Annotated in this window: 19 protein-coding genes and 1 pseudogene; 5 read left to right on the top strand and 15 right to left on the bottom strand. The window is 32.8% G+C overall.

What is annotated here, in order from left to right; genetic code table 11:
* Positions 1-27 precede the first annotated feature (27 nt).
* The 3 genes from AAG068_RS12075 to AAG068_RS12065 all read right to left on the bottom strand — a co-directional run bounded on the left by AAG068_RS12075 (position 28) and on the right by AAG068_RS12065 (position 2,897).
* Positions 28-861, bottom strand: a complete 834-nt coding sequence (locus tag AAG068_RS12075; protein ID WP_342719440.1) for a DUF3974 domain-containing protein — start codon at positions 859-861, stop codon at positions 28-30.
* 24 nt (positions 862-885) lie between these two features.
* Positions 886-1,998: a toxic anion resistance protein gene (locus AAG068_RS12070; RefSeq protein ID WP_342719439.1), complete on the bottom strand. Its 1,113-nt coding sequence runs from the start codon at positions 1,996-1,998 to the stop codon at positions 886-888.
* Positions 1,999-2,312: 314 nt separating this feature from the next.
* The gene (locus tag AAG068_RS12065; protein ID WP_342719755.1) at positions 2,313-2,897 is read right to left on the bottom strand and encodes an O-methyltransferase; all 585 of its coding nucleotides are present in this window, start codon (positions 2,895-2,897) and stop codon (positions 2,313-2,315) included.
* 313 nt (positions 2,898-3,210) lie between these two features.
* On the opposite strand from AAG068_RS12065, the gene AAG068_RS12060 reads away from it, so the two are divergent.
* Positions 3,211-3,369: a hypothetical protein gene (locus AAG068_RS12060; protein ID WP_001100983.1), complete on the top strand. Its 159-nt coding sequence runs from the start codon at positions 3,211-3,213 to the stop codon at positions 3,367-3,369.
* A 35-nt stretch (positions 3,370-3,404) separates the two neighbouring features.
* Here AAG068_RS12060 and AAG068_RS12055 read toward each other — a convergent pair whose 3' ends face one another.
* The 3 genes from AAG068_RS12055 to AAG068_RS12045 form a co-directional block, all read right to left on the bottom strand.
* On the bottom strand, positions 3,405-4,274 hold the full coding sequence (locus AAG068_RS12055) for a sigma-70 family RNA polymerase sigma factor (RefSeq protein ID WP_342719438.1): 870 nt from the start codon (positions 4,272-4,274) through the stop codon (positions 3,405-3,407).
* Positions 4,252-5,562, bottom strand: a complete 1,311-nt coding sequence (locus tag AAG068_RS12050) for a phytoene desaturase family protein (protein WP_342719437.1) — start codon at positions 5,560-5,562, stop codon at positions 4,252-4,254. The genes AAG068_RS12055 and AAG068_RS12050 overlap by 23 nt, the downstream gene beginning before the upstream one ends.
* An 83-nt stretch (positions 5,563-5,645) precedes the next feature.
* Positions 5,646-7,178: an SMI1/KNR4 family protein gene (locus AAG068_RS12045; protein ID WP_342719436.1), complete on the bottom strand. Its 1,533-nt coding sequence runs from the start codon at positions 7,176-7,178 to the stop codon at positions 5,646-5,648.
* A 225-nt stretch (positions 7,179-7,403) separates the two neighbouring features.
* On the opposite strand from AAG068_RS12045, the gene AAG068_RS12040 reads away from it, so the two are divergent.
* Complete coding sequence (locus AAG068_RS12040) at positions 7,404-8,036, top strand: cupin domain-containing protein (RefSeq protein ID WP_342719435.1); 633 nt, start codon at positions 7,404-7,406, stop codon at positions 8,034-8,036.
* Positions 8,037-8,597: 561 nt separating this feature from the next.
* On the opposite strand, the gene AAG068_RS12035 is transcribed toward AAG068_RS12040, so the two are convergent.
* Positions 8,598-9,260, bottom strand: a complete 663-nt coding sequence (locus tag AAG068_RS12035; RefSeq protein ID WP_342719434.1) for an exosporium glycoprotein BclB-related protein — start codon at positions 9,258-9,260, stop codon at positions 8,598-8,600.
* 239 nt (positions 9,261-9,499) lie between these two features.
* Here AAG068_RS12035 and AAG068_RS12030 point away from each other — a divergent pair, with 239 nt between their 5' ends.
* Positions 9,500-10,039, top strand: a complete 540-nt coding sequence (locus AAG068_RS12030; RefSeq protein WP_342719754.1) for a BclA C-terminal domain-containing protein — start codon at positions 9,500-9,502, stop codon at positions 10,037-10,039.
* A gap of 378 nt (positions 10,040-10,417) precedes the next feature.
* Here the strand turns inward: AAG068_RS12030 and AAG068_RS12025 are convergent, their stop codons facing one another.
* Positions 10,418-11,056 (bottom strand): helix-turn-helix domain-containing protein, encoded by a 639-nt coding sequence (locus AAG068_RS12025; RefSeq protein ID WP_342719433.1) that lies wholly within the window; start codon positions 11,054-11,056, stop codon positions 10,418-10,420.
* A gap of 59 nt (positions 11,057-11,115) precedes the next feature.
* On the opposite strand from AAG068_RS12025, the gene AAG068_RS12020 reads away from it, so the two are divergent.
* Positions 11,116-11,700 (top strand): LysE family transporter, encoded by a 585-nt coding sequence (locus AAG068_RS12020; protein ID WP_342719432.1) that lies wholly within the window; start codon positions 11,116-11,118, stop codon positions 11,698-11,700.
* A 230-nt stretch (positions 11,701-11,930) separates the two neighbouring features.
* Here the strand turns inward: AAG068_RS12020 and AAG068_RS29950 are convergent, their stop codons facing one another.
* Positions 11,931-12,014, bottom strand: a complete 84-nt coding sequence (locus AAG068_RS29950) for an N-acetylmuramoyl-L-alanine amidase C-terminal domain-containing protein (RefSeq protein ID WP_428846003.1) — start codon at positions 12,012-12,014, stop codon at positions 11,931-11,933.
* Positions 12,015-12,151: 137 nt separating this feature from the next.
* Positions 12,152-12,667, bottom strand: a pseudogene (locus tag AAG068_RS12015) (N-acetylmuramoyl-L-alanine amidase); the annotation flags it as partial.
* A gap of 281 nt (positions 12,668-12,948) precedes the next feature.
* On the opposite strand from AAG068_RS12015, the gene AAG068_RS12010 reads away from it, so the two are divergent.
* The gene (locus tag AAG068_RS12010; RefSeq protein ID WP_342719431.1) at positions 12,949-13,209 is read left to right on the top strand and encodes a hypothetical protein; all 261 of its coding nucleotides are present in this window, start codon (positions 12,949-12,951) and stop codon (positions 13,207-13,209) included.
* Between the two features lie 106 nt (positions 13,210-13,315).
* Here the strand turns inward: AAG068_RS12010 and AAG068_RS12005 are convergent, their stop codons facing one another.
* From AAG068_RS12005 to AAG068_RS11985, 5 genes are all read right to left on the bottom strand, one after another.
* Positions 13,316-15,112 (bottom strand): ABC transporter ATP-binding protein, encoded by a 1,797-nt coding sequence (locus AAG068_RS12005; RefSeq protein WP_342719430.1) that lies wholly within the window; start codon positions 15,110-15,112, stop codon positions 13,316-13,318.
* On the bottom strand, positions 15,105-16,859 hold the full coding sequence (locus tag AAG068_RS12000) for an ABC transporter ATP-binding protein (protein ID WP_342719429.1): 1,755 nt from the start codon (positions 16,857-16,859) through the stop codon (positions 15,105-15,107). Before AAG068_RS12000 ends, AAG068_RS12005 begins: the two co-directional genes overlap by 8 nt.
* 222 nt (positions 16,860-17,081) lie before the next feature.
* Positions 17,082-17,678, bottom strand: coding sequence for a DUF1349 domain-containing protein (locus tag AAG068_RS11995; protein ID WP_342719428.1), 597 nt, complete (start codon positions 17,676-17,678; stop codon positions 17,082-17,084).
* A 33-nt stretch (positions 17,679-17,711) separates the two neighbouring features.
* The gene (locus AAG068_RS11990; RefSeq protein ID WP_342719427.1) at positions 17,712-18,596 is read right to left on the bottom strand and encodes a GNAT family N-acetyltransferase; all 885 of its coding nucleotides are present in this window, start codon (positions 18,594-18,596) and stop codon (positions 17,712-17,714) included.
* A 262-nt stretch (positions 18,597-18,858) separates the two neighbouring features.
* On the bottom strand, positions 18,859-19,545 hold the full coding sequence (locus AAG068_RS11985; RefSeq protein WP_342719426.1) for an MOSC domain-containing protein: 687 nt from the start codon (positions 19,543-19,545) through the stop codon (positions 18,859-18,861).
* Positions 19,546-19,578: the final 33 nt, after the last annotated feature.

Genomic DNA, 19,578 nt, shown 5'->3' with positions numbered 1-19,578 from the left:
AAGAACTATAGCTTTAAGGCGCTTTTATTATTTATTCTTAAACTTCTCAGTCGCTGCTCTCATCTTCACATTCAAATCATGATCAATCGAGTCGCGGATATCTCGTTCTACTACTTCCATTTCTTTTTGGAAATTTTGCAAGTAGATTTTTAATTCTTCTTCTTTTTCTGGTCGTTGTGAAGGTGGTAATTGTACGACTAACGATAGCATCGACGTTAAATCTTTCATTAAGAACGTTTCGAGTTTATGTTGTTGCTCAAACATTCGTTGTTCTTGATAATACGGAAGTGCATTTAATACTGAAATTGTAATGTCATCAACCGTTCTTTGTAATGAAGGATTTATTGAGCGTTTATACGCTTGAATTGTATTTAATACATCTGGATATCGATCATAAAAATACAATTTATAAAACGATAAGTCTGTCGGTTTTACCGTTTGCTGCGTTTCTTGTCTTAAAAAATCTTTTACTTTCATCGCCGCTATATCAATATCTTCATTTGTAAGTTTTTTCGTTGTTTTTGCCATTACATGTACTTTTTTCTGTTTTTCTTTCGGTAACATTGAGAATACTTGCTCTCTCGTACGTTGACCTGATGCACAGAAAAGAATGTTTAATGTATGTTGTTCTTTCTTTCCTTCCGTACGAATCCAACGATAAAAGAGTGGGTGTTGTGTAAATTCTTGTAGAAACGGTAATGATTTATTCGATAACTTTTCTAAAGAATCATGTGCTCTTTTATATGGCTTCGTCCATGAAAAATACAGTTTACGTCCGAAATATACAACTAAAACAACGACAGTAAATGCGATTAAAAGCAATGTACCTAATAGTACTAATACGGTTTGAATGAAACTCATTTTTTCACCTCCTCTAAAAGTCTGCTATTTTCTTGGGCGCTGAATGAGTTTTTGTTTCATTTCATCATTAAATGTGTCTAGTTCAATAACAAATTTCTTACTTGACTCGATAATACGTTCTGACGATTTCTCAGAAGCTTCAATCGCAGCGAATACGTTTTGGAATGATTCACGTAATTTATCCATGCTAATTGCAGGATTTTCAAGAAGTTTTGTTGTTTCTTCTGTATTTTGTTTTAATGCTTGTGAGTTACTTAATACCATCGATTCAATTGCTTCATTTGTCGCATTCACTGCATCAATTGTTTTACGTTGATTTGTTAATGCTAGTTGGATAGCAGCAGAAACTGTTACAACGTTTTGCGTCATCGTAATTGCATTACGAATTGCCTCCGTTAACTTTTCATTATTTTTCTTAATAATGTCTACCGATGCGATAGATTGTAATAACACACTTTTCGCTTGCTGCATATTACGCGTACGCACTAAAATCTTTTCTAAGGCATCATTAATTATTGGAATATCTCTTTGACGTTCTGGATTTTGTTTCTCAGCTTCCAGCATGCCAGCAAGTTTTTTCCCTAAGTATACTTGCTTATCAAGAGCGTGAATTTTATCATGTGATTGCTCTTTAAGCATTTCAAGACCAACTGTATCTTCTTGTAAATTATCACGGCCAATTAGAAGGGATCTTATAATCTCCTCAATTTGCTTATCTATAGATTGATATTTATGCACATATGTTTCAAGTGGGTTTTTCTTGAATACTTTAAACATAATTTTTTTCATACCACTTGCTTTTAATGAATTCGGATCAAGCTCTGATACCACTTTTCGTAACTCTAACAATGTATTTGGAATTTCTTCGTTCTTTCCATTCATCATCGCTGTGACAGGACGTTTTAATGCTGATAACGTTTGTCCTGCTGCTTGTTGCTCTTTATCCCCTAAATCCCCTAGCTGAGACAATACTTTTGATAAATCTGTATTTTGCTCGCTATTTAACTTTTGTACATAAAGATCAGCTTCTTTATTCAGTTCCTCTAATTCTTCATCTTTTATAACTGTATCCACTACTACTTCTACATTATTATCTTTCACAACCGATACAGGTTCTTTTTTCTCGAGTTCAGTCAACAAAATCGCTCCTTTATTTATATGTGCGAATTTATATGCACTATATTTCATCTATTATATCGTATTTCATATGCATTCTGACTGCTTGAAATCGATTTTTTTAGAAATGTCTGTTTATGCAGTCATTCCCTGTTTCTTACTATAAGTATACCTGTAATCAACATAATTTTCCTCAGACTTAAGACCTAGAGAACCACATGCTGAAGGCCGATTCTTCGTATGTTACCTGTAGAAATTATGTTCTTGCTATCCTACTGTACTCAATCTTTTGACATTCACCCTTTTTCAATGTGATAATTATATTACACTTAAACCTATTTCTTCTTGCGCGCTACAAATGCTCCGTTTTGAAATGCCAATAACACTGTTTCAAACATTTCATCTTCTTCAATCATTTTTCTAAACTCGGCTAATTCACTTGCATGAGAAGTTGCATTATCAACAACAAGAATACCTTTTGGTTGTAAAATGCGTTTTATATGCTCAAGCCACCACATGTATTGCGTACGCTCTGAATCTAGGAAAATAAAATCAAATGAATGATCTAGTTGCGCATCTAAAAATGCCCCTGCTTCTTGATTATGAACATCAATCCTTTGCAACAGGTTTGCCTTTTCAAAATTGACAAGCGCCTCTCCAACTCGTTCTGAAGAAAGCTCCACAGTTGTTACATTTCCTTTTGTTTCTTCTACCGCATTAGCTAACCACAATGTAGAATAACCATTAGAAGTTCCAATTTCTAAAATGTTTCTTACGCTACATCCTTTTACTAAAATTGATAAAAACTGCCCCATCTCACGTGAAATATTCCGTAATTTTTCTTCCCGTGTTTTTTTATTTCGATCATGCTCTTCTCCATATTGTTCAAGTTGAAGTAATAATGAATCTAACGTATCCATTCTTTTCATCGCCTTTCCAAAGCAATATGATGAGAAAGCTCTTGTTGCCCGTCTACTTTCATTATATGCGAAACGAAAAGCTTTTTCTCGTTATATAACAAAGATTTGAAATTTTTTATAGCATATTGTTTCGTTTTTTGGTAAAGTTAATTTCTACGTGCAATTATTCCATTCATACTATTTTTATTTCAATTGCAGTTGTTAAATCATATAAACCTCATTTAAATGAATCGGTATTTCAAATTCAATTAAGCGCCCTTTCCGGACGCATTTTCTTTTGTTTATATATTTATTAGAAGAAAGGATGCTTACAATGAACGTGATTAGCTTAGATGCTGCTCGAAAGCGAAAACAGCATAAAAAATTAATGATTACTATACCGATTATTTCACGTATTTATGAAGAAGATGGGGAAATAAAATTTGAGGTAGCCGGCGAAAAAGATGTACCTCTTGAAATGTTAGAGAAATAATAAAAAAGACGCACTTCTAAAGAAATGCGTCTTTTTTATACTATTCCATTTAAGTGCATCAGTTTTTCAGGATTAACCATCATATAAATATTTGAGATTTTCTCATTCTCAAATGTGAATGAAAGTACATAAGTCACTTTGTTTTTCACTTTAACAATAACGCCTGGGGCACCATTTACTATCTTATAATCAACATTGTACGCTGATGGGAACTTACTTCCAATTCCAGAAAATAAACGAATAATTCTATCTGCAGAATAGATTGGATGAATTGCAGTTGTAACTTTGCCACCACCATCTGCTTTCAATATCGCATCTGTTTTTAATACTTCTAACATGCCTTGCGCATCCCCACATTGTAATGATGATACAAATTTTTCCACATAAGCAGCCATTTTTTTCGTACTTAACTGTGACTGCTTCGGCTTATCTAAAATACTTTTTCGTGCACGTTGAAAGATTTTCCGGCAATTCACACTACTCTTATCAACAATTGAAGCGATTTCTTCGTACTCATAACCGAAAACTTCTCTTAATATGAAAACAACCCTCTCTACTTCAGACAATTGTTGTAAAAGTAATAAATATGCCGTAGAAATTGATTCTTTCATTACAAATGACTCTGATGGGTCATCAGTCTCTTCCACAAATGGTTCTGGTAACCACATTCCGACATATACGTTCCGTTTATGTGCTGCTGAACGTAATTTATCAATTGATCGATTTGTTACCATTTTACATAAATATGCTTTCATATTTTCTATAGATTGAACGCCCTCTATTTTATTTAACGAGATAAAAACGTCATGAACGATATCCTCAGCATCCATAACACTCCCAAGGATTCTGTATGCTAATGAAAATAATAATGGTTGATACGCTTCATATAACTGCTCCGTCTCCATGATGAACTGCCTCACTTTCGGATTGCTTTAAAATGTGTAACGCTGCACGTTTTCCACTTGCCACTGCAGCATCAGCTAATATTTCATCATGCCCTGCCCAATCTCCTGCTACATAAACACCTGGTATTTCAGGTATATTAGGACCAGGATCTTCAATACGGTTAATATGAGGAAAATCATGTACTACTGTTATTGTCGGTAAATATTGCTTTGCAACTACCTCCCTTCCCCAATTCGGATGTAACAATTCCATCGTATTTTCTAACTGCTCTTTATCATCTTGAATATGATTCAGCTCTAACACAGGGTTATGATACTTAATTAGACTCACAGCAATTGATCCATCTTCACTTAATTTAGCTGCTCTCGATTGATTTGTGAAAAATATAGGTTGATCTAATCCTAATGCAAAATGATGCAAAGGATTCGGTAATTTTTTTAAACCGATATCTAACGCTGCCACGGTTACTTGTATAGATTGTTCACACCACTTTTGCAAACTTGTTCCTTCTGCACCTTTTATAATTTTACAAGCCTCTTTCGGTGGAGTTGTTATAATGACTGCACCCGCTTCAAATACTTCATCATCAAAACATTGTATTCTTTGTTTTCCTTCACAACACTCTATTTTCACCACATTCTTTTTAGCTAGAAATTGCACACCATTGGTACTTGCTATATCCCTTAAATTTGTTATTATCGTCTCCCAACCGCCATCTACATAAAGTACTCCTTCTTTCATAGAAAGCTGTATTTGCTGTAGTACAGAAGATGCTAATTGTATTGTAGGAGCATACGTATATGTTGTTGTTCGACATAATGCATAAAATATATTTCGAACCATTGGATCTTTAATTTCATTTTCTGCCCATGTAGTTAGGCTCATTTTCGGAACTTTTTCCACATCTAAGTTCCCTAAATGAATCATAAGACGAGCGAACTGTACTTTTGCAGACCATGAAAGTAACGGTGTAGATAAAATAGAGCGAAAATCTGTAGGGATGGTGAAAATATCTCCTTTCCATATTCCATGTGCTTTTGTAGATGGGATTCCCCCCGGAAGATTTACATCTAACTCGTTAAAAGTTATAAACGCTTCTCCCCCTCTATATAAAGCATGTGCGCCAAGATTCATACAAATGCCATTTTTATTTATAGTCATCCCTCGACCACCGAAGTGACTGGACTTTTCTAATACAAGAACCTTCCTTCCAGCTTTCGCTAAATATATAGATGCTGTTAATCCAGCAAGCCCACCACCAACAATTGCTACATCAAAATTTTCCATAACAAAATCCCTCCTTATCCGTTCTACATACAAGACGAACGATTAACGAGGGATGTGACATTCAGTAATACATAATTTATTTTCTAATCCATTACATGCTGATGCCAAATTTCTCTTTCTTCTTCATTCATTTCTCCTATTATTTTTGAAAAATCTATTTTTCTATCAAATGAGTCTTTTAACATATAAAATTGTTCAAACGATCCTGTAAATATTTTTAATGAATGAGAACAACAAATCGTTTCAAGGTTATCAATTGTTGCGCCATCTAACTCTAATTCCTTTAGTCCTTTCATTTTACCTAATGCCGATGCATCCTTTACCTTTGTATCTGTCAACTTTATATTTCGAATTGATGAATTGTGTTGTAAACAATTTAAATTAAAAATGGTGCTATTTTCAAATTCAATTGATATTAATTTTTTCAAATTTTGCAAAACAAGTAAATCCAGTTCACTAACATTTTCTAAACCTAAAATATATAAATACTTTAAAGAATCTACTTTTGAAATTGCATAGAGCTGCTCACAATTTGAAATATGTACTGTAAGAGATTCTAAATTTTGAAACTTCGGTAATAATGAAAAATCTTGAATACTAGTATGTGAAATGTCTAATTTCTTTAATGATGATATTTCTACAAGTGCCGATAGAGTATTTATCTTCGTATTCTTTATACTCATTTCTTGTAAGTGTTGCAAGTGTAATACTGGAGTTAAATCTTGAACTGGGTTATTAACTAAATATAACTTCTTTAAAGCATTCATTTGTTCTAATCCTGCTAAATCTTGAATTTCATTTCCAGATAAAATTAGTTCTCTCACTTCTGTACACATCAGTAATGGACTTATATCTACTAATCCATTTCCACCTAAATATAATCTCTTCTCCCTCATAAACTTGCCTGCACATTCAGGTGGACCCACTATATTTCTCCAATTCTCATCTAAACTATCGTACCAATCATTAATGTTTTTTTCAGATTGAAATATTAATTGAGGATGTAAAACAGGTAATTCAATATTAAATAAAGCGTCTAAAAAATGTATATTATCGTTAGCACCATAACTCCAATATAAATAGTCTTCTTCTTGGTGAATGGTGAAATTTTTATTTTTTAGCGTTTGTACAATAAATAGTAACAAGTCTGAAATTCTATTCGCAATTACATATTTTACTTCTTCATCTCGTCCAAAATTAATAACTTGTCCCACTTTCCCCTTTTCATCTGGGTCAACATCTATTCCTATATTGTTACCGCCATAATCTTTACTAATAGGTATCCAATTGTGATTCACATATCTTTCCTTAATACATTCTGCTGGTATTGAAAATGCATCAAAATTAAAAAAATCATCCTTTTCAATTCTTTTCCATATTCTCCACTCATCCAAAACTTGATCTAATGAAAGAAATGGTAAACCAAAAAATAACCCTGGTCCTGATTTATCCTCACCGTTATGTGCAAGATAAAGATTACGTAATTCATCTGGAAACGCAATTCCCATTTCATTTTCAGCATCTTGAATTTCTTCTATTGTTGCAGGTGCATTCAAAAACGGTTGAAAGTAATTTTTTAATTCAACTTCCAATTCTTTTAAAATAGTATGATTCATTTTCTGCACTCCCCTTATAATACAAATTAAAAAAGCGCCACCTTTTACATTAATTGTAATTAACAGCACCCTTTTTCGCAATGAAACTATTGTAATTATATTGCATACAAACGAACAATTTTATCACTTTACAAACCAAGAGCAGCAACGCTTTCACATTTCAATAACTAGACTCATATCCTAAATTCAAATTGTATGAAAATATAAGAAAGGCGGGTAATACAAATGACTTCTAATATCGACTACACTTCGCCCTCAACTAATTTCACCCATGATTTGAGTAAAAGTAATTTTTTTCAGAAAGATGCTCAAAATTATATAAACGTACTTGGCGTGAAACAATTAAATACGTTAGAAAATACTTCTTTATTAGATATTTATTTAAGTACAGGAAATGTTGTAGAGCCGCATATTCATCAAAATGCAGCTGAACTTGTTTACTGTATTTCAGGATCTGCTGTCGTTTCTTTACTTAATCCTTTTACAAACCAAATATTAAACTTACCGATAAAACCAGGGCAAGTTGCCAACATTCCAAAAGCGTGGTGGCATTATGAAATTGCTACAGCAGATAACACTCATTTATTAGCAATTTTCGATGCCCCAACGCCAGAAGTTATTTTTGGTTCTGATATTTTACGATTAACTCCCGCTAATATAATGGCTCATACTTACTGTCTCGATGAACAACAATGGAAACAAGCGGTATCCCCTATTCAATCCACTACAGTAATTGGTCCTCCAGCAAACTGTAATAAAAATCGTGGAATGATAAACCCACCAACTCAGCCTCCTAGTCCACAACAAGATTTATATTACCAAGATTCATACTATTTTCCTCTTTACTGGGGATATTGATTTATATCATAAAAAGACAATTATTTATCTCCTCGGAAAATACGTAGGAGATTTTTTTATTGTATATCCTCCATTCCTATTTTTTCGTAACAATTAATAGAGTACATACATATAATATTTATATATTAAATTGGAGGTGATAGTACTATGAGTAATTATAACTATCGAAAAAACTACTCTTATAATAAAAATAGTAGCTCTTCAGCATCCTCTCAATCTTCGAATTCGCAATCTTCCAATTCCCAATCGCAAAGAGACTTAACTCAGCAAGGCTATGTAAAGAAAAAAGGATGTAACTGTAATAAAAATAAATAGTTTATTTTATGGATGAATTCTTTTTTAAAAGAATTCATCTTTTTTTGCTGATTGGAATTTTTTAAGTTACATAATTTATTCCTTAAATAAGAAAGGGTAAATTATACTTTTTTATACGAACTTAACAAAGAGTAATTGTTCATTTAATTTATTACTTATTTCCCCCAAAAATATAATCCTTCCTAAATTTATTAGGAAGGACTATATACAAACCCCTGTTTAATTTCCTATTAACATTGTAACAAATTAGACGATATTAAGACCTGCACTTACAAATCCAGCAACTGCAGCTATTGGACTAGCTCCTGTTAATGAAACATATACTAATATTTTATCCCCAGCAACTACTGGAACATTATAAGCTTGGATTCCTGTTGCTGTAGCACCAATCGCTATTAAGGCAAATGCTGGTGTTAATAATAGAGGTGGCGCTACTGGTGTAAACGTATTACTTGCTGCAGGTGCAATAAATACTTGCATCTGAATTTGAACAGGTGATAATGGAGCTAATGCAGCTGTTGCACTAAAGAAACCTGCTAATGACGTAATAACACCATCGCGCGGTGCTACAAATGCATAATCACCTACAACACCTGGCAGTAATGTGAGAGTTCCTCCAACCCCTGGAGCTATACCTGGCTGACTAAATCCAAATCCAAGGAGAGTTCCTGTATTAGCTAACAGAGCTGGTGTTGTACCGGAAGCAAACGGAATAATAGCTCCACCACCAGTTGCACCAGTCGCTCCTGTTGCTCCTGTCGGGCCAGTATCTCCCGTTGGACCTGTTACTCCCATTGGACCTGTTGTTCCCATTGGAATATAAATTGGCGGAATAACCGGAAAGGTAGGTCCAATATTTTCTGGTCTTATCATACCTTTATTCAACGATAATTTGTCATTGCGGTTCAATTTAATACCTCATTCCACATTTTTTTACTACTTAACAAAATAATACATCTATCATTTTAAGAAGGATTCCATCACTACTTTTTTCATTCTCAAATGATTTTTACATATAGTAAACTTTTTACCGTTGCTATAACTAGTAGTATTCATATACTAAAATGATAGTTCCATTTCAAAATACTAAATCCGTTACGTTCTAATTTAAAAATGAGGTAATTTATATTCAAGATAAGAATGACGAAATAAAAAAAGAACTATTATCACTGGCTCTTGTAATTATTCTTCCATACAGACTTACAGGTCCTACTGGGCCCACGGGCATTACTGGGTCTACGGGCGTTACTGGACCTACAGGCATTACTGGGCCTATTATCACAACAAACTCTATGTTCGCTAATAATACGTTAGGTGGTCCGATTTCAGTCATATTAGGTGGAACTAATATTACACTTTCTAATAACCAAAGTCTCGGTAATTTTACAGTGAATGCTTCAAATGATATATTTACAATTCCTGTTACTGGGAGATATTATTTAACCTATCAAGTAAATACGACAACCGCACTACTTGCTGGTACAAGGCTACTATTAAACTCTTCAACTCCAATTCCTGGATCTATTTTTTCACCCGCAATATCAACTTCAAATTATAATAATAATTTAATAACCAATTTTATTGCCGGTAATACAATTTCACTTCAACTATTCGGCGTATTATCCGTAGTTAATTTAGTTGGAGGTGGTTCAACTGGTGCCTCTTTAACAATTATACGAATTGATTAAAAAATGATTCGTTCTTTTTATAATAATCATTCTTAAATGGTCAAATGGAAGCGATTACGTTATTAAAGCTACTATTCTTTCGATAACTACACGATAGTGATTAAGCAATAAAAAACATTTTGTACTATATTAATAGTAGAAAATATCTATACTAAATTTTCCGTATATACATTATCAATTTACACTTCTTCCTGCCGATGTTACATTGACTAAGAAGACAGTTTCTCAAATACGAACCATCTCAATACGTTTTTGAGAAACATACTCCAATCCTATACGCGAGAGCAATACTATGTTGACACTCAAACGAGTGTCTTTTTTTATGAATTTCAAAAAATAAAACCATCTTTTATAGATGGTTTATCAAAACACATTTCTTTATATTCTTGATGCCATTTCGAGTTTATGAGCTGGATAATAAATGGTCATACTTAACCGAGTTAGCGTACTTCCGGAATTATGATAGAAGTGTGGTCTATCCGCCTTAAAGCGAATTGCATCTCCGCTATTTAATGTATATTGACAATCATTTATTTCAATTGTCAATTCCCCTTCAAATACCGTTATAAATTCTTCGGTCCCTTCTTTATGGCCTTCCGAACTTAATTTTCCTTCTGTTTCAATTTCAACCGTATAGATTTCAAAGTTCCTATCATCTTGAAAAGGAAAAGATGGATACACTTTATATCTCCCATTGTCTTCTAATAATACTTGAACATCACTTCGTAAAACGACTTTCGTATCCGGTTGGGGATTATTAATTAAAGAAGTAAAAGACACTTTCAACCCATTAGCTATTTTCCATATCGTTGTTAATGTTGGGCTCGATTCTCCACGTTCAATTTGTCTAATCATTGTTTTACTCACACCTGTTAATTGGGCAACTTTTTCTAAACTTAATTTTTCTTTCTCTCGTATTGTTTTTAAATTTTTTGCCAGAATAAGTTGAATTTCTTCCATAAGAAACACTCCTACACTATATACAATATAACGACCGTTATGTATAATAAAAAGCACACGTTATATTGTTCTTTTCGGTCATTATAACATACACCAAATAATTAGGGGGTTTTGAAATGCCTATATTTTCTTTTTTGTTATTTGTTATTATAAGTAGCTTCACACCCGGTCCTAACAATTTCTTAGCTATGACATACGCCAATCAACATGGTTTAAAAAGGAGTATGCAATTTTGCTTTGGAGTAGCTTTCGGTTTTTTCATCCTCACTTCATTATGTAGCTTCTTTAATATTGTACTAATTAATATCCTACCTATAATTGAATTCCCTTTAAAAATTTTAGGTGTAGCATACATGCTATATTTAGCCTTTAAAATACTCACTAGTAAAACTAGTACAGATCCAGATGAAAAACATAATAAAAACTTATTTACAGTCGGGATTTTTCTTCAATTTGTTAATCCTAAAGGGATACTATTCGGGCTGACTGTAGTGTCAACTTTTATTCTCCCTTACTATAATTCATATTCAAGTTTTCTACTTTTCTCATTATTTCTAGGTGTAGTCGGGTTAATGAGTACATTCAGTTGGAGCTTATTTGGTTCCATGTTCCAAAAACTTTTATTAAAGCATACTACATCATTTAATATCATTATGGCCGTATTATTAGTTTTTAGTGCCATTTCAATTGTAGTCAATTAAATTCAAATTCTCATTTTTTTCTTTTTAAATATATGTTTTGTAAATATACTTGAAATTCCAGATGAACCTCTCACTTACATGTATTACTTATTATGTATTAAAACAGAAATCTTCTATATCTAATCATATTTATACGAGGTAAAATTATAAAAAGAGGAATACTCATAATAAGTAATCCTCTTTTTATGTCCTATCGTTTTTAAAATTTTCTGTTCTACTAAACTAGAACTTTACTTAACTTCATACCACCAACCTTTACGATCAAGGTAATCCGTCATGCCTTTAAGTTGCGCATCTGAAGTTGGTTCAGAGATAAAATATGTTAGACCATCAGATTATAAGAAGAACTTAGCTGTCATTTTTAGTGACGTTAATGCTCCCATTACATCAGGTGTTTCATGTGGTGAGAAAGCGCCTGATTGTATTATATTTTTTTTAGATGGCGGAGTTGTCCCACCAGATTGTCCAGTTAAAGCATACACAATTGAATTTGCAATCTTATCTGGATTCCATTTTGCCATATCTGATTCATTATCAATGAATCCAAGTTCGATTAAGATTGCAGGCGCTTTCGTATTCGATAATACATAAAGGTCTTTTCGTTCCTTTGCACCACGGTTTGACCACCCAATATCTTTTGAAAGTTGCGCCGCTATTTTTGCTGATAAAGCTTGTTGGTCATAGTACAAAACTTCAACACCATTAGCTTTCGTATCATATGAGTTTAAGTGAAATGAAACTACTAAATCTACAACATGTGAGTTTGTTTTGATACAATATTATTTAAATTTTGGGCTTGCGTTGTCCCTACTTCATCAGTATCGTCATAAACTGTATGCCCCAATGCTCTTAATTTAGCAACAACCGCATCCTTAACTTGGCGATCCATAATGTGTTCTTTCCGATTTCCATAATTTGCACCCTGTACAATACTATTATGTCCTGCGTGTAAACTATATCTAGCCATTGTTTCACATCCCTTTTTTATTACTATATTCAAAGCTCGTCTTATTTTCCGGTCAAATATCCAATACTTCTCCACCAAACAAAATTTGGGCATTAATCTATTTTCAAATTTTCAATTCTAGCTTATCTATTTTCTATAACAAAGAACTCAAAAATAAAAACCACAACTAATATTTTTAAGTTGCGGTATTTACGACTTTAAACTATTCATTTCAAAATCTTTTTATTATAATACAAAAAAACGAGTTATAATATAAGTTACTGGTCTCAAGGAGGGGTTTAATGACTGATAAATATAAATTTTTGATACTCATTGTTACAGCATTTTTTTCTTTCTTTTCTTTAATAAAAGATTTCCGTTACACTTCAAAAAGTTTCTTTTGGGGGAGCTTTGCAATCCTAACAAGCTTTATATTATTATTAACTCATGCTTTAGAATTAACTCCAATACTTCTCTATTCAGCCCAGATGGCTTTTGAGATTATTACAATTCCTCGTAAATTAATTTTTCCATCCGGCACTGATATTACTAGTTTTTACTAATAATCCGTGTATCTAAAAACCTCAACTCTATATTTCTAATTATCTTTACAAATATAAAAATGCGGTTTCTCCTTTCTAGGGAAACCGCACCGTATCAAAATTCTCATTAAATTTTAAACTGACTCGTATACAGGTCAAAGTAAAATCCTCTATCTTCCATAAGAGATTCATGATTTCCTTTTTCTAAAATGCTTCCATCTTTTATAACAAGGATTTGATCCGCTTTTTCAATCGTTTTCAATCGATGAGCGATTACGAAACTTGTTCGACCTCTCATTAAATTGTTTAGCCCTTGTTGTATTTGTAATTCTGTTCTTGTATCAATATTAGATGTTGCTTCGTCGAGAATTAATACATCTGCATCTGCTAAAATTGCCCGTGCAATTGCAAGAAGTTGTTTTTGTCCTTGACTTAAATTCGATCCTTCTGAAGCTATTTTTGTTTCATATTGATTCGGTAAATGCTTTATAAAAGAATGCGCAGATGCTGCCTTAGCTGCATGAATTACTTCTTCATCGCTAGCATCTAATCGACCATAACGGATATTATCCATAATCGTCCCAGCAAATAAATACGTATCTTGTAAAACTACTCCTATTTTACTTCGTAACGAATTCATATCATAATCTTTTATATTTTTTCCATCAATATGAATTTGCCCTTGCGGTATATCGTAAAAGCGCGTTAGCAAATTAATAATTGTTGTTTTACCCGACCCAGTTGGGCCAACTAAAGCAATTGTCTCCCCTGGTTGCGCCTTAAGACTCACTTCTTTTAAAATCGTTTTATTCTCCTCATAACCGAATGAAACATTTTCAAGCGCAACATGTCCTTGTAAATTTTGTACGATGAATGCATCTTTTTTATTTTGGATTTCTGGTACTTCATCCATAATTTCAAAGACACGTTCTCCACCAGCAACTGCTGCTTGAATCGTATTCATTAAAGTTGCGAATTGACTGAGCGGTCTTGAGAATTGACGAGAATAATTAATAAAAGCTGCAATGACACCTACTGTTGTCATTCCATTTAAAACCATTACTGATCCAGTCCCAATTACAAGCCCCATACCTAAGTTATTTATAAAGTTCATACTTGGAAAAATAAAAGCTGAAAATGTATCCGCCTTCGTAGCAGACATTCTAAGTTGTTCATTAATTTTATTGAAATTTTGTACGGTTTCTTTTTCTTTCCCGTATAACGTTGTAACATCCGCTCCAGTTATAGCTTCTTCAATAAAACCATTTAATTCTCCTAAATCTTTTTGACGCTTTGCAAAGTTTTTACCACTATAAGCAACTAATTTTTTTGTAACGAAAAACATAATAGGTACTGTAATTAGTGTAACAATTGCTAAAATCCAATCTAATGCGAACATCGCAATTGTTACACCTATAAAGGTTAATGCTGATGAAATAATTTGTACAACACTTTGTGTTAACGCTTGATTCAAATTATCTATATCATTTGTCACACGACTCATTAAATCCCCTTGAGAACGTACATCAAAGAACCGTAAAGAAAGCGTTTGGATTTTCTCGAAAATATCTTGTCGTATTTTTTGTATCGTTTTTAATGCAACGTTAACCATAACAAATGTTTGTAACCATGTTAACAATACTGTTACACCATAAATCGCGATAAGTAACAAACACATTCTCGCCGTACCGCTTAAATCTTTCGGTACAATATATTGATCAATAATTACTCCCATTAAATACGGACCTAATAACCCAAGTAACGTCGTAACAAATACTAAAAATATAACGAACGTAAGAGCAGCCTTTTGATAGCCCATATAGTTCCATATTCTCATTACAGTTCCTTTCGTATTTTTAGCTTTACCCATCTTAGGCGCGTTACGCCCACTTTTATTTGCAAATTGCCCTTGGAAATTACGCATGTTCTTTCCCACCTTCTTTATATAAATTACCACCTTGGGAAAGATAGATTTCTTGATATACCTCACATTGTTCTAACAGCTCTTCATGTGTACCATCACCTACTAATTCACCGTTATCTAAAACGAGAATTTTATCAGCATCTATTATAGATGAAATTTTAGAGGCAATTAATAATGTTGTTGTTCCTTTATATTCTGTTCTTAATGCCGATTGAATGTTAGATTCTGATTTAGCATCTACTGCAGATGTAGAATCATCTAATACAAGAATAGATGGCTTTCTCACAAGCGCCCTTGCGATTGATACACGTTGTTTTTGTCCGCCTGATAAATTCGTCGCGCCTTGTGTTAAATGATATTGATATGAATCTTCTAACTTATTAATAAACTCAGTCGCACAAGCTGCTGAAGCTGCTACTTCAAGTTCCCCCTTCGTTGCATCTTCTTTACCATAACGTAAGTTCTCTTCTATACTACCTGAAAACAACAATGCCTTTTGAGGTACAAAGCCTATAGAAGCACGAAGTTTTTGTAAATCATACGCCTTAACATTTATTCCATCAATGCATATTTCACCTTGATCAACATCATATAAACGCGGTAACAGTTTTGCTAAAGTAGATTTACCACTCCCTGTAGAACCGATAATCCCTACCTTTTCACCTTTACATATGCGAAATGAAATATTTTTTAAAACATATTCATTATTTTTCGTATAACTATAACTAACATTTTTAAAGTCAATTTGTCCCTCAATTTTCTTAGGTACAAGCGCATTTGTTTCACTCTTAATATCAACCTCAGTATTTAAAACTTGCTGTACACGATCCGCGGACGGAAATGCTCGCGCGATTTGCATAAATACCATACTGATAGACATAAGTGACATTAAAATAATATTCAAATAGTTAATAAACGCTAATATAGCTCCTACTTGAAGCGTTCCATTAAATACTTTTTCTCCACCGATCCATAATGTTGCGACAATCCCGCCGCTTACAACTAACATAATGCTTGGCATCATTAAAGAAATAAGCTGCACTGCTCGAATATTTATCTTCGTTAAATTTGTATTCACTTTTCCAAACTGAGTGATTTCATATTTTTGTCTTACATACGCTTTAATAACACGTACACCAGATAAATTTTCTTGTAACTTTGTATTCACTTTATCTAATGCTTCTTGCACTTTTTTGAACGTTCCGCTCGCTTTACTTGCAATAAATATAATCGCAAGCAATAAAATTGGAACGACTACGAGTAATATAGGAAATAACTCACGTGCTGTTACAAAAACAATTATTATACTTCCGATAAATAACAAAGGACCACGAACAAGAACACGTAATGTCATCGTCATCGCCGATTGAATTGAAGTAATATCATTTGTCACAATCGTTAATAATTTCCCAGTTCCAAATGAATCACGATTTTCACTAGAAAATGTTTCTATTTTCGCAAATACATCTTTTCGTATGTCTGTAGCGAAATTAACTGCTGCTTTTGTAGAATACATCATGCACCCAAGTCCTCCAACTAAACCGAGCGCTGCAGCTCCTATCATAAGAAGCCCCATTTTTATTACATAATTCAAATCACGGTTTGCTATCCCAACATCAATAATATGTTGCATAATAGTCGGTTGAATTAAGTCCATCGCAACCTCAAGTACCATAAATAGCGGTCCAATAATAGCGAAGAACATGTATGGTTTTAAATACTGTAATAACTTGCGAAATGATTTCATACATAATCTCCTTTTTCCTATGAAATTACCATTTAATAATTTATACCCTCCTTATTTAAACGATGTAGTTTGTAATTTCTTTCTTATTTCTATTATATTATGTAAATTAATATTTAACATTATTAAATGATAAGCATTTATGACTTTCTGGTCAATAAATGTGCTTTATATTACGCAAATAGAAAAACCGTATTCTTAAGTAGAAAGAATACGGTTTTTCATCTATATCTCTTCAATTGTAAAATCTAAAAACTCAGTCTCAAATCCATTGTTTTTAGAAGGACTACACGTGTAAAAACCTATTTTAACAGGTGCATTCCCTATATCCTCCATCAAATGAGCGATTCTTATTTGTTCCCATTGACAGCTTTTTTTTACATATATTATATAATCGCCACGTTTACGAACAATTCGAAAACGAAGTTGCTCGTTAGCTAATTCTGTTGGAAAGTCTTGTGTTGACCAATCAGAATATCCATTATTCGTTACGACAGCTCCTAAATGAGAAGGGCCATCCGGAATATACTCTAATGAAGTTTTCAACCAACACTTTTCCGAAATCATAACAAAAAGACCTGCTTGATCGTATTTTGAATTTGGATTCATACACAATTGTACTTCAGCTTGAAAGTCTGTCATCATTTCATTATAAAATACATGACCATTCATTACTTCAAAACCATAATGTGTTTTAAGCCAAAAATCTGTTTCTGCTTTCGAACGGACAATAAACGCCTGATTGTCATTAATTTTATAATATTCAGGGAAATTCATTATAGTGAGCTGCTCAACATGTTTAGGTATATATGATATATTCATAGTTCCTCCATAATAAAGCCTTTATACAAACCTTTAAAACTCCGCTAATACTGGGAATTTATAACCTTTAAAATCTAACTCTTTATTACTTCGAACCATTAAATACTTACTAGACTGTAATTCTGTAAGCTGTACATCCTCAATCCCTAATTGATCTGGAGAGAAGTAAAATTCGATTTCTGTAAACCTTTCGGCGATTTCCCCGCATATTTCATCTAAAACTGGAATTACTGGTGCAAATACTCCATATAATTTCAACTTTTCATTATCTACTTCATACACAATTAGAGCATCTAGTTTCTCTGAATAATACAATTTCTCATTCCATTCCGAATCATATATATTCAAATAAAACGAAGGACGGAAGTTTAATGTTGAAAAATTATTTGAAAGTCTTTGGCTACTCTCAATAGTTTCATGTATTAACTTTCTATCCTCTTCCATATAATAATCTAACTTTCTAAGTAAGGAATCATTATTATTCTTTTTATCATATAGAATAGTCATTAAATACTCCTGCACAACTTTAAACCCAAATGATGCATATAGTTCAGGTTTTTCCGTAAACAATAATGTACATTCACATTTCTTATCGATTTCTTCTATCATTTTACTTATTAATTGCGTCATGAGTCCTTGTCTACGAAAATTAGGGTGAGTCATTACCGATTGAATGCCCGCTGCATTTATTCTTTCACCATTTACTAGCAATGGTAGCGAAAATACCGCAACATTCGCAATCGCTTTATCGTTATGTAAAAATGATAAGGCTTTGTATGTATCATCCCAATAACCTCTCTCTGAAAAATCATTCAATGTTTGAATTGTAATTCCAAACACTTCTTCAAATAAAGGAAATAACTGCTCTCTTTTCGGTTCTGCTAAAAGAAGTTTTTCAAAAATTTCAACATTCCCCATGTTGTCCCTCCATACCTTAATTCCATCAAATTAGATTTAGTTATATGACCTGCTCTTAATGTAATAGGTCTTACCAATCAATATACTATCATAAAATATAAAAAAAGAGTCTAATTAATTTTATGTTTTGACTATTCGAAAATAAGTCGAATAAAATAATATTAAGATTATTGAATATTAATAAGTTTATTATATAAAAATAGTGCTTTCTACTTCGTTTTTACTCATAGAAATACACCATTTATAAAAAAAATATTTTTTATTATTTTTTTCCTTCTAGTCTCTCCTTCGTATTAATTTCTTCTCCCCTCATTCGCTTTTCAAATGTATTTCTCCAACTTGTAGAAAGCGCACGTACTTCTAAGATCCTTTTTAGCCCTTCCATATTTTGTTTTTCCTTATGCATAATACGATTAGCAAATGCTACTGTAATACCTTTCGGATCAGGCTTTATTAACTTTAATGTATCAACAGGTGATACCCAACCTTCTTCTAATACACGAAAATAAAACCCCGTATATCCTGTTTCTTGAAAATATAATGGTAACTTTGGAATATTGTATTTCTTTGCTAATTTAAAACAAGGTTGTCTTGGCTGCGTTACTTGTACAATCGCTTCTCCAATTTGAAATGTATCACCAATGCAAACATCCTCTTCACGCATATCACTAATTGTTATATTTTCTCCGAATGCTCCATATACAAGACCTTTATTCAGCTCTTTTTCCCAGTAATCATAATGTTCCGCCGAATATACGCACACTGCTTTATCTACTCCGCCATGATGAACCAAATCCGCCTGGCCATCCCCATTAAATTTCACAAAGGATAAAAACACCGGTTCCTTTACTTGTTTTTTATTTATACCTGTATGAATTACCTTTCCGCCGTATGTAACCTCTTTTGGCAACCCTATATTTAAAGATAATAATTGATATTCATTACCCATTATATTTCCTCCTTTAAAGGTGTAACATGACTT

The organism is Bacillus paramycoides (assembly GCF_038971285.1).
Classification (GTDB): Bacteria; Bacillota; Bacilli; order Bacillales; family Bacillaceae_G; genus Bacillus_A.
This window is presented reverse-complemented; position numbering and strand designations above follow the sequence as displayed.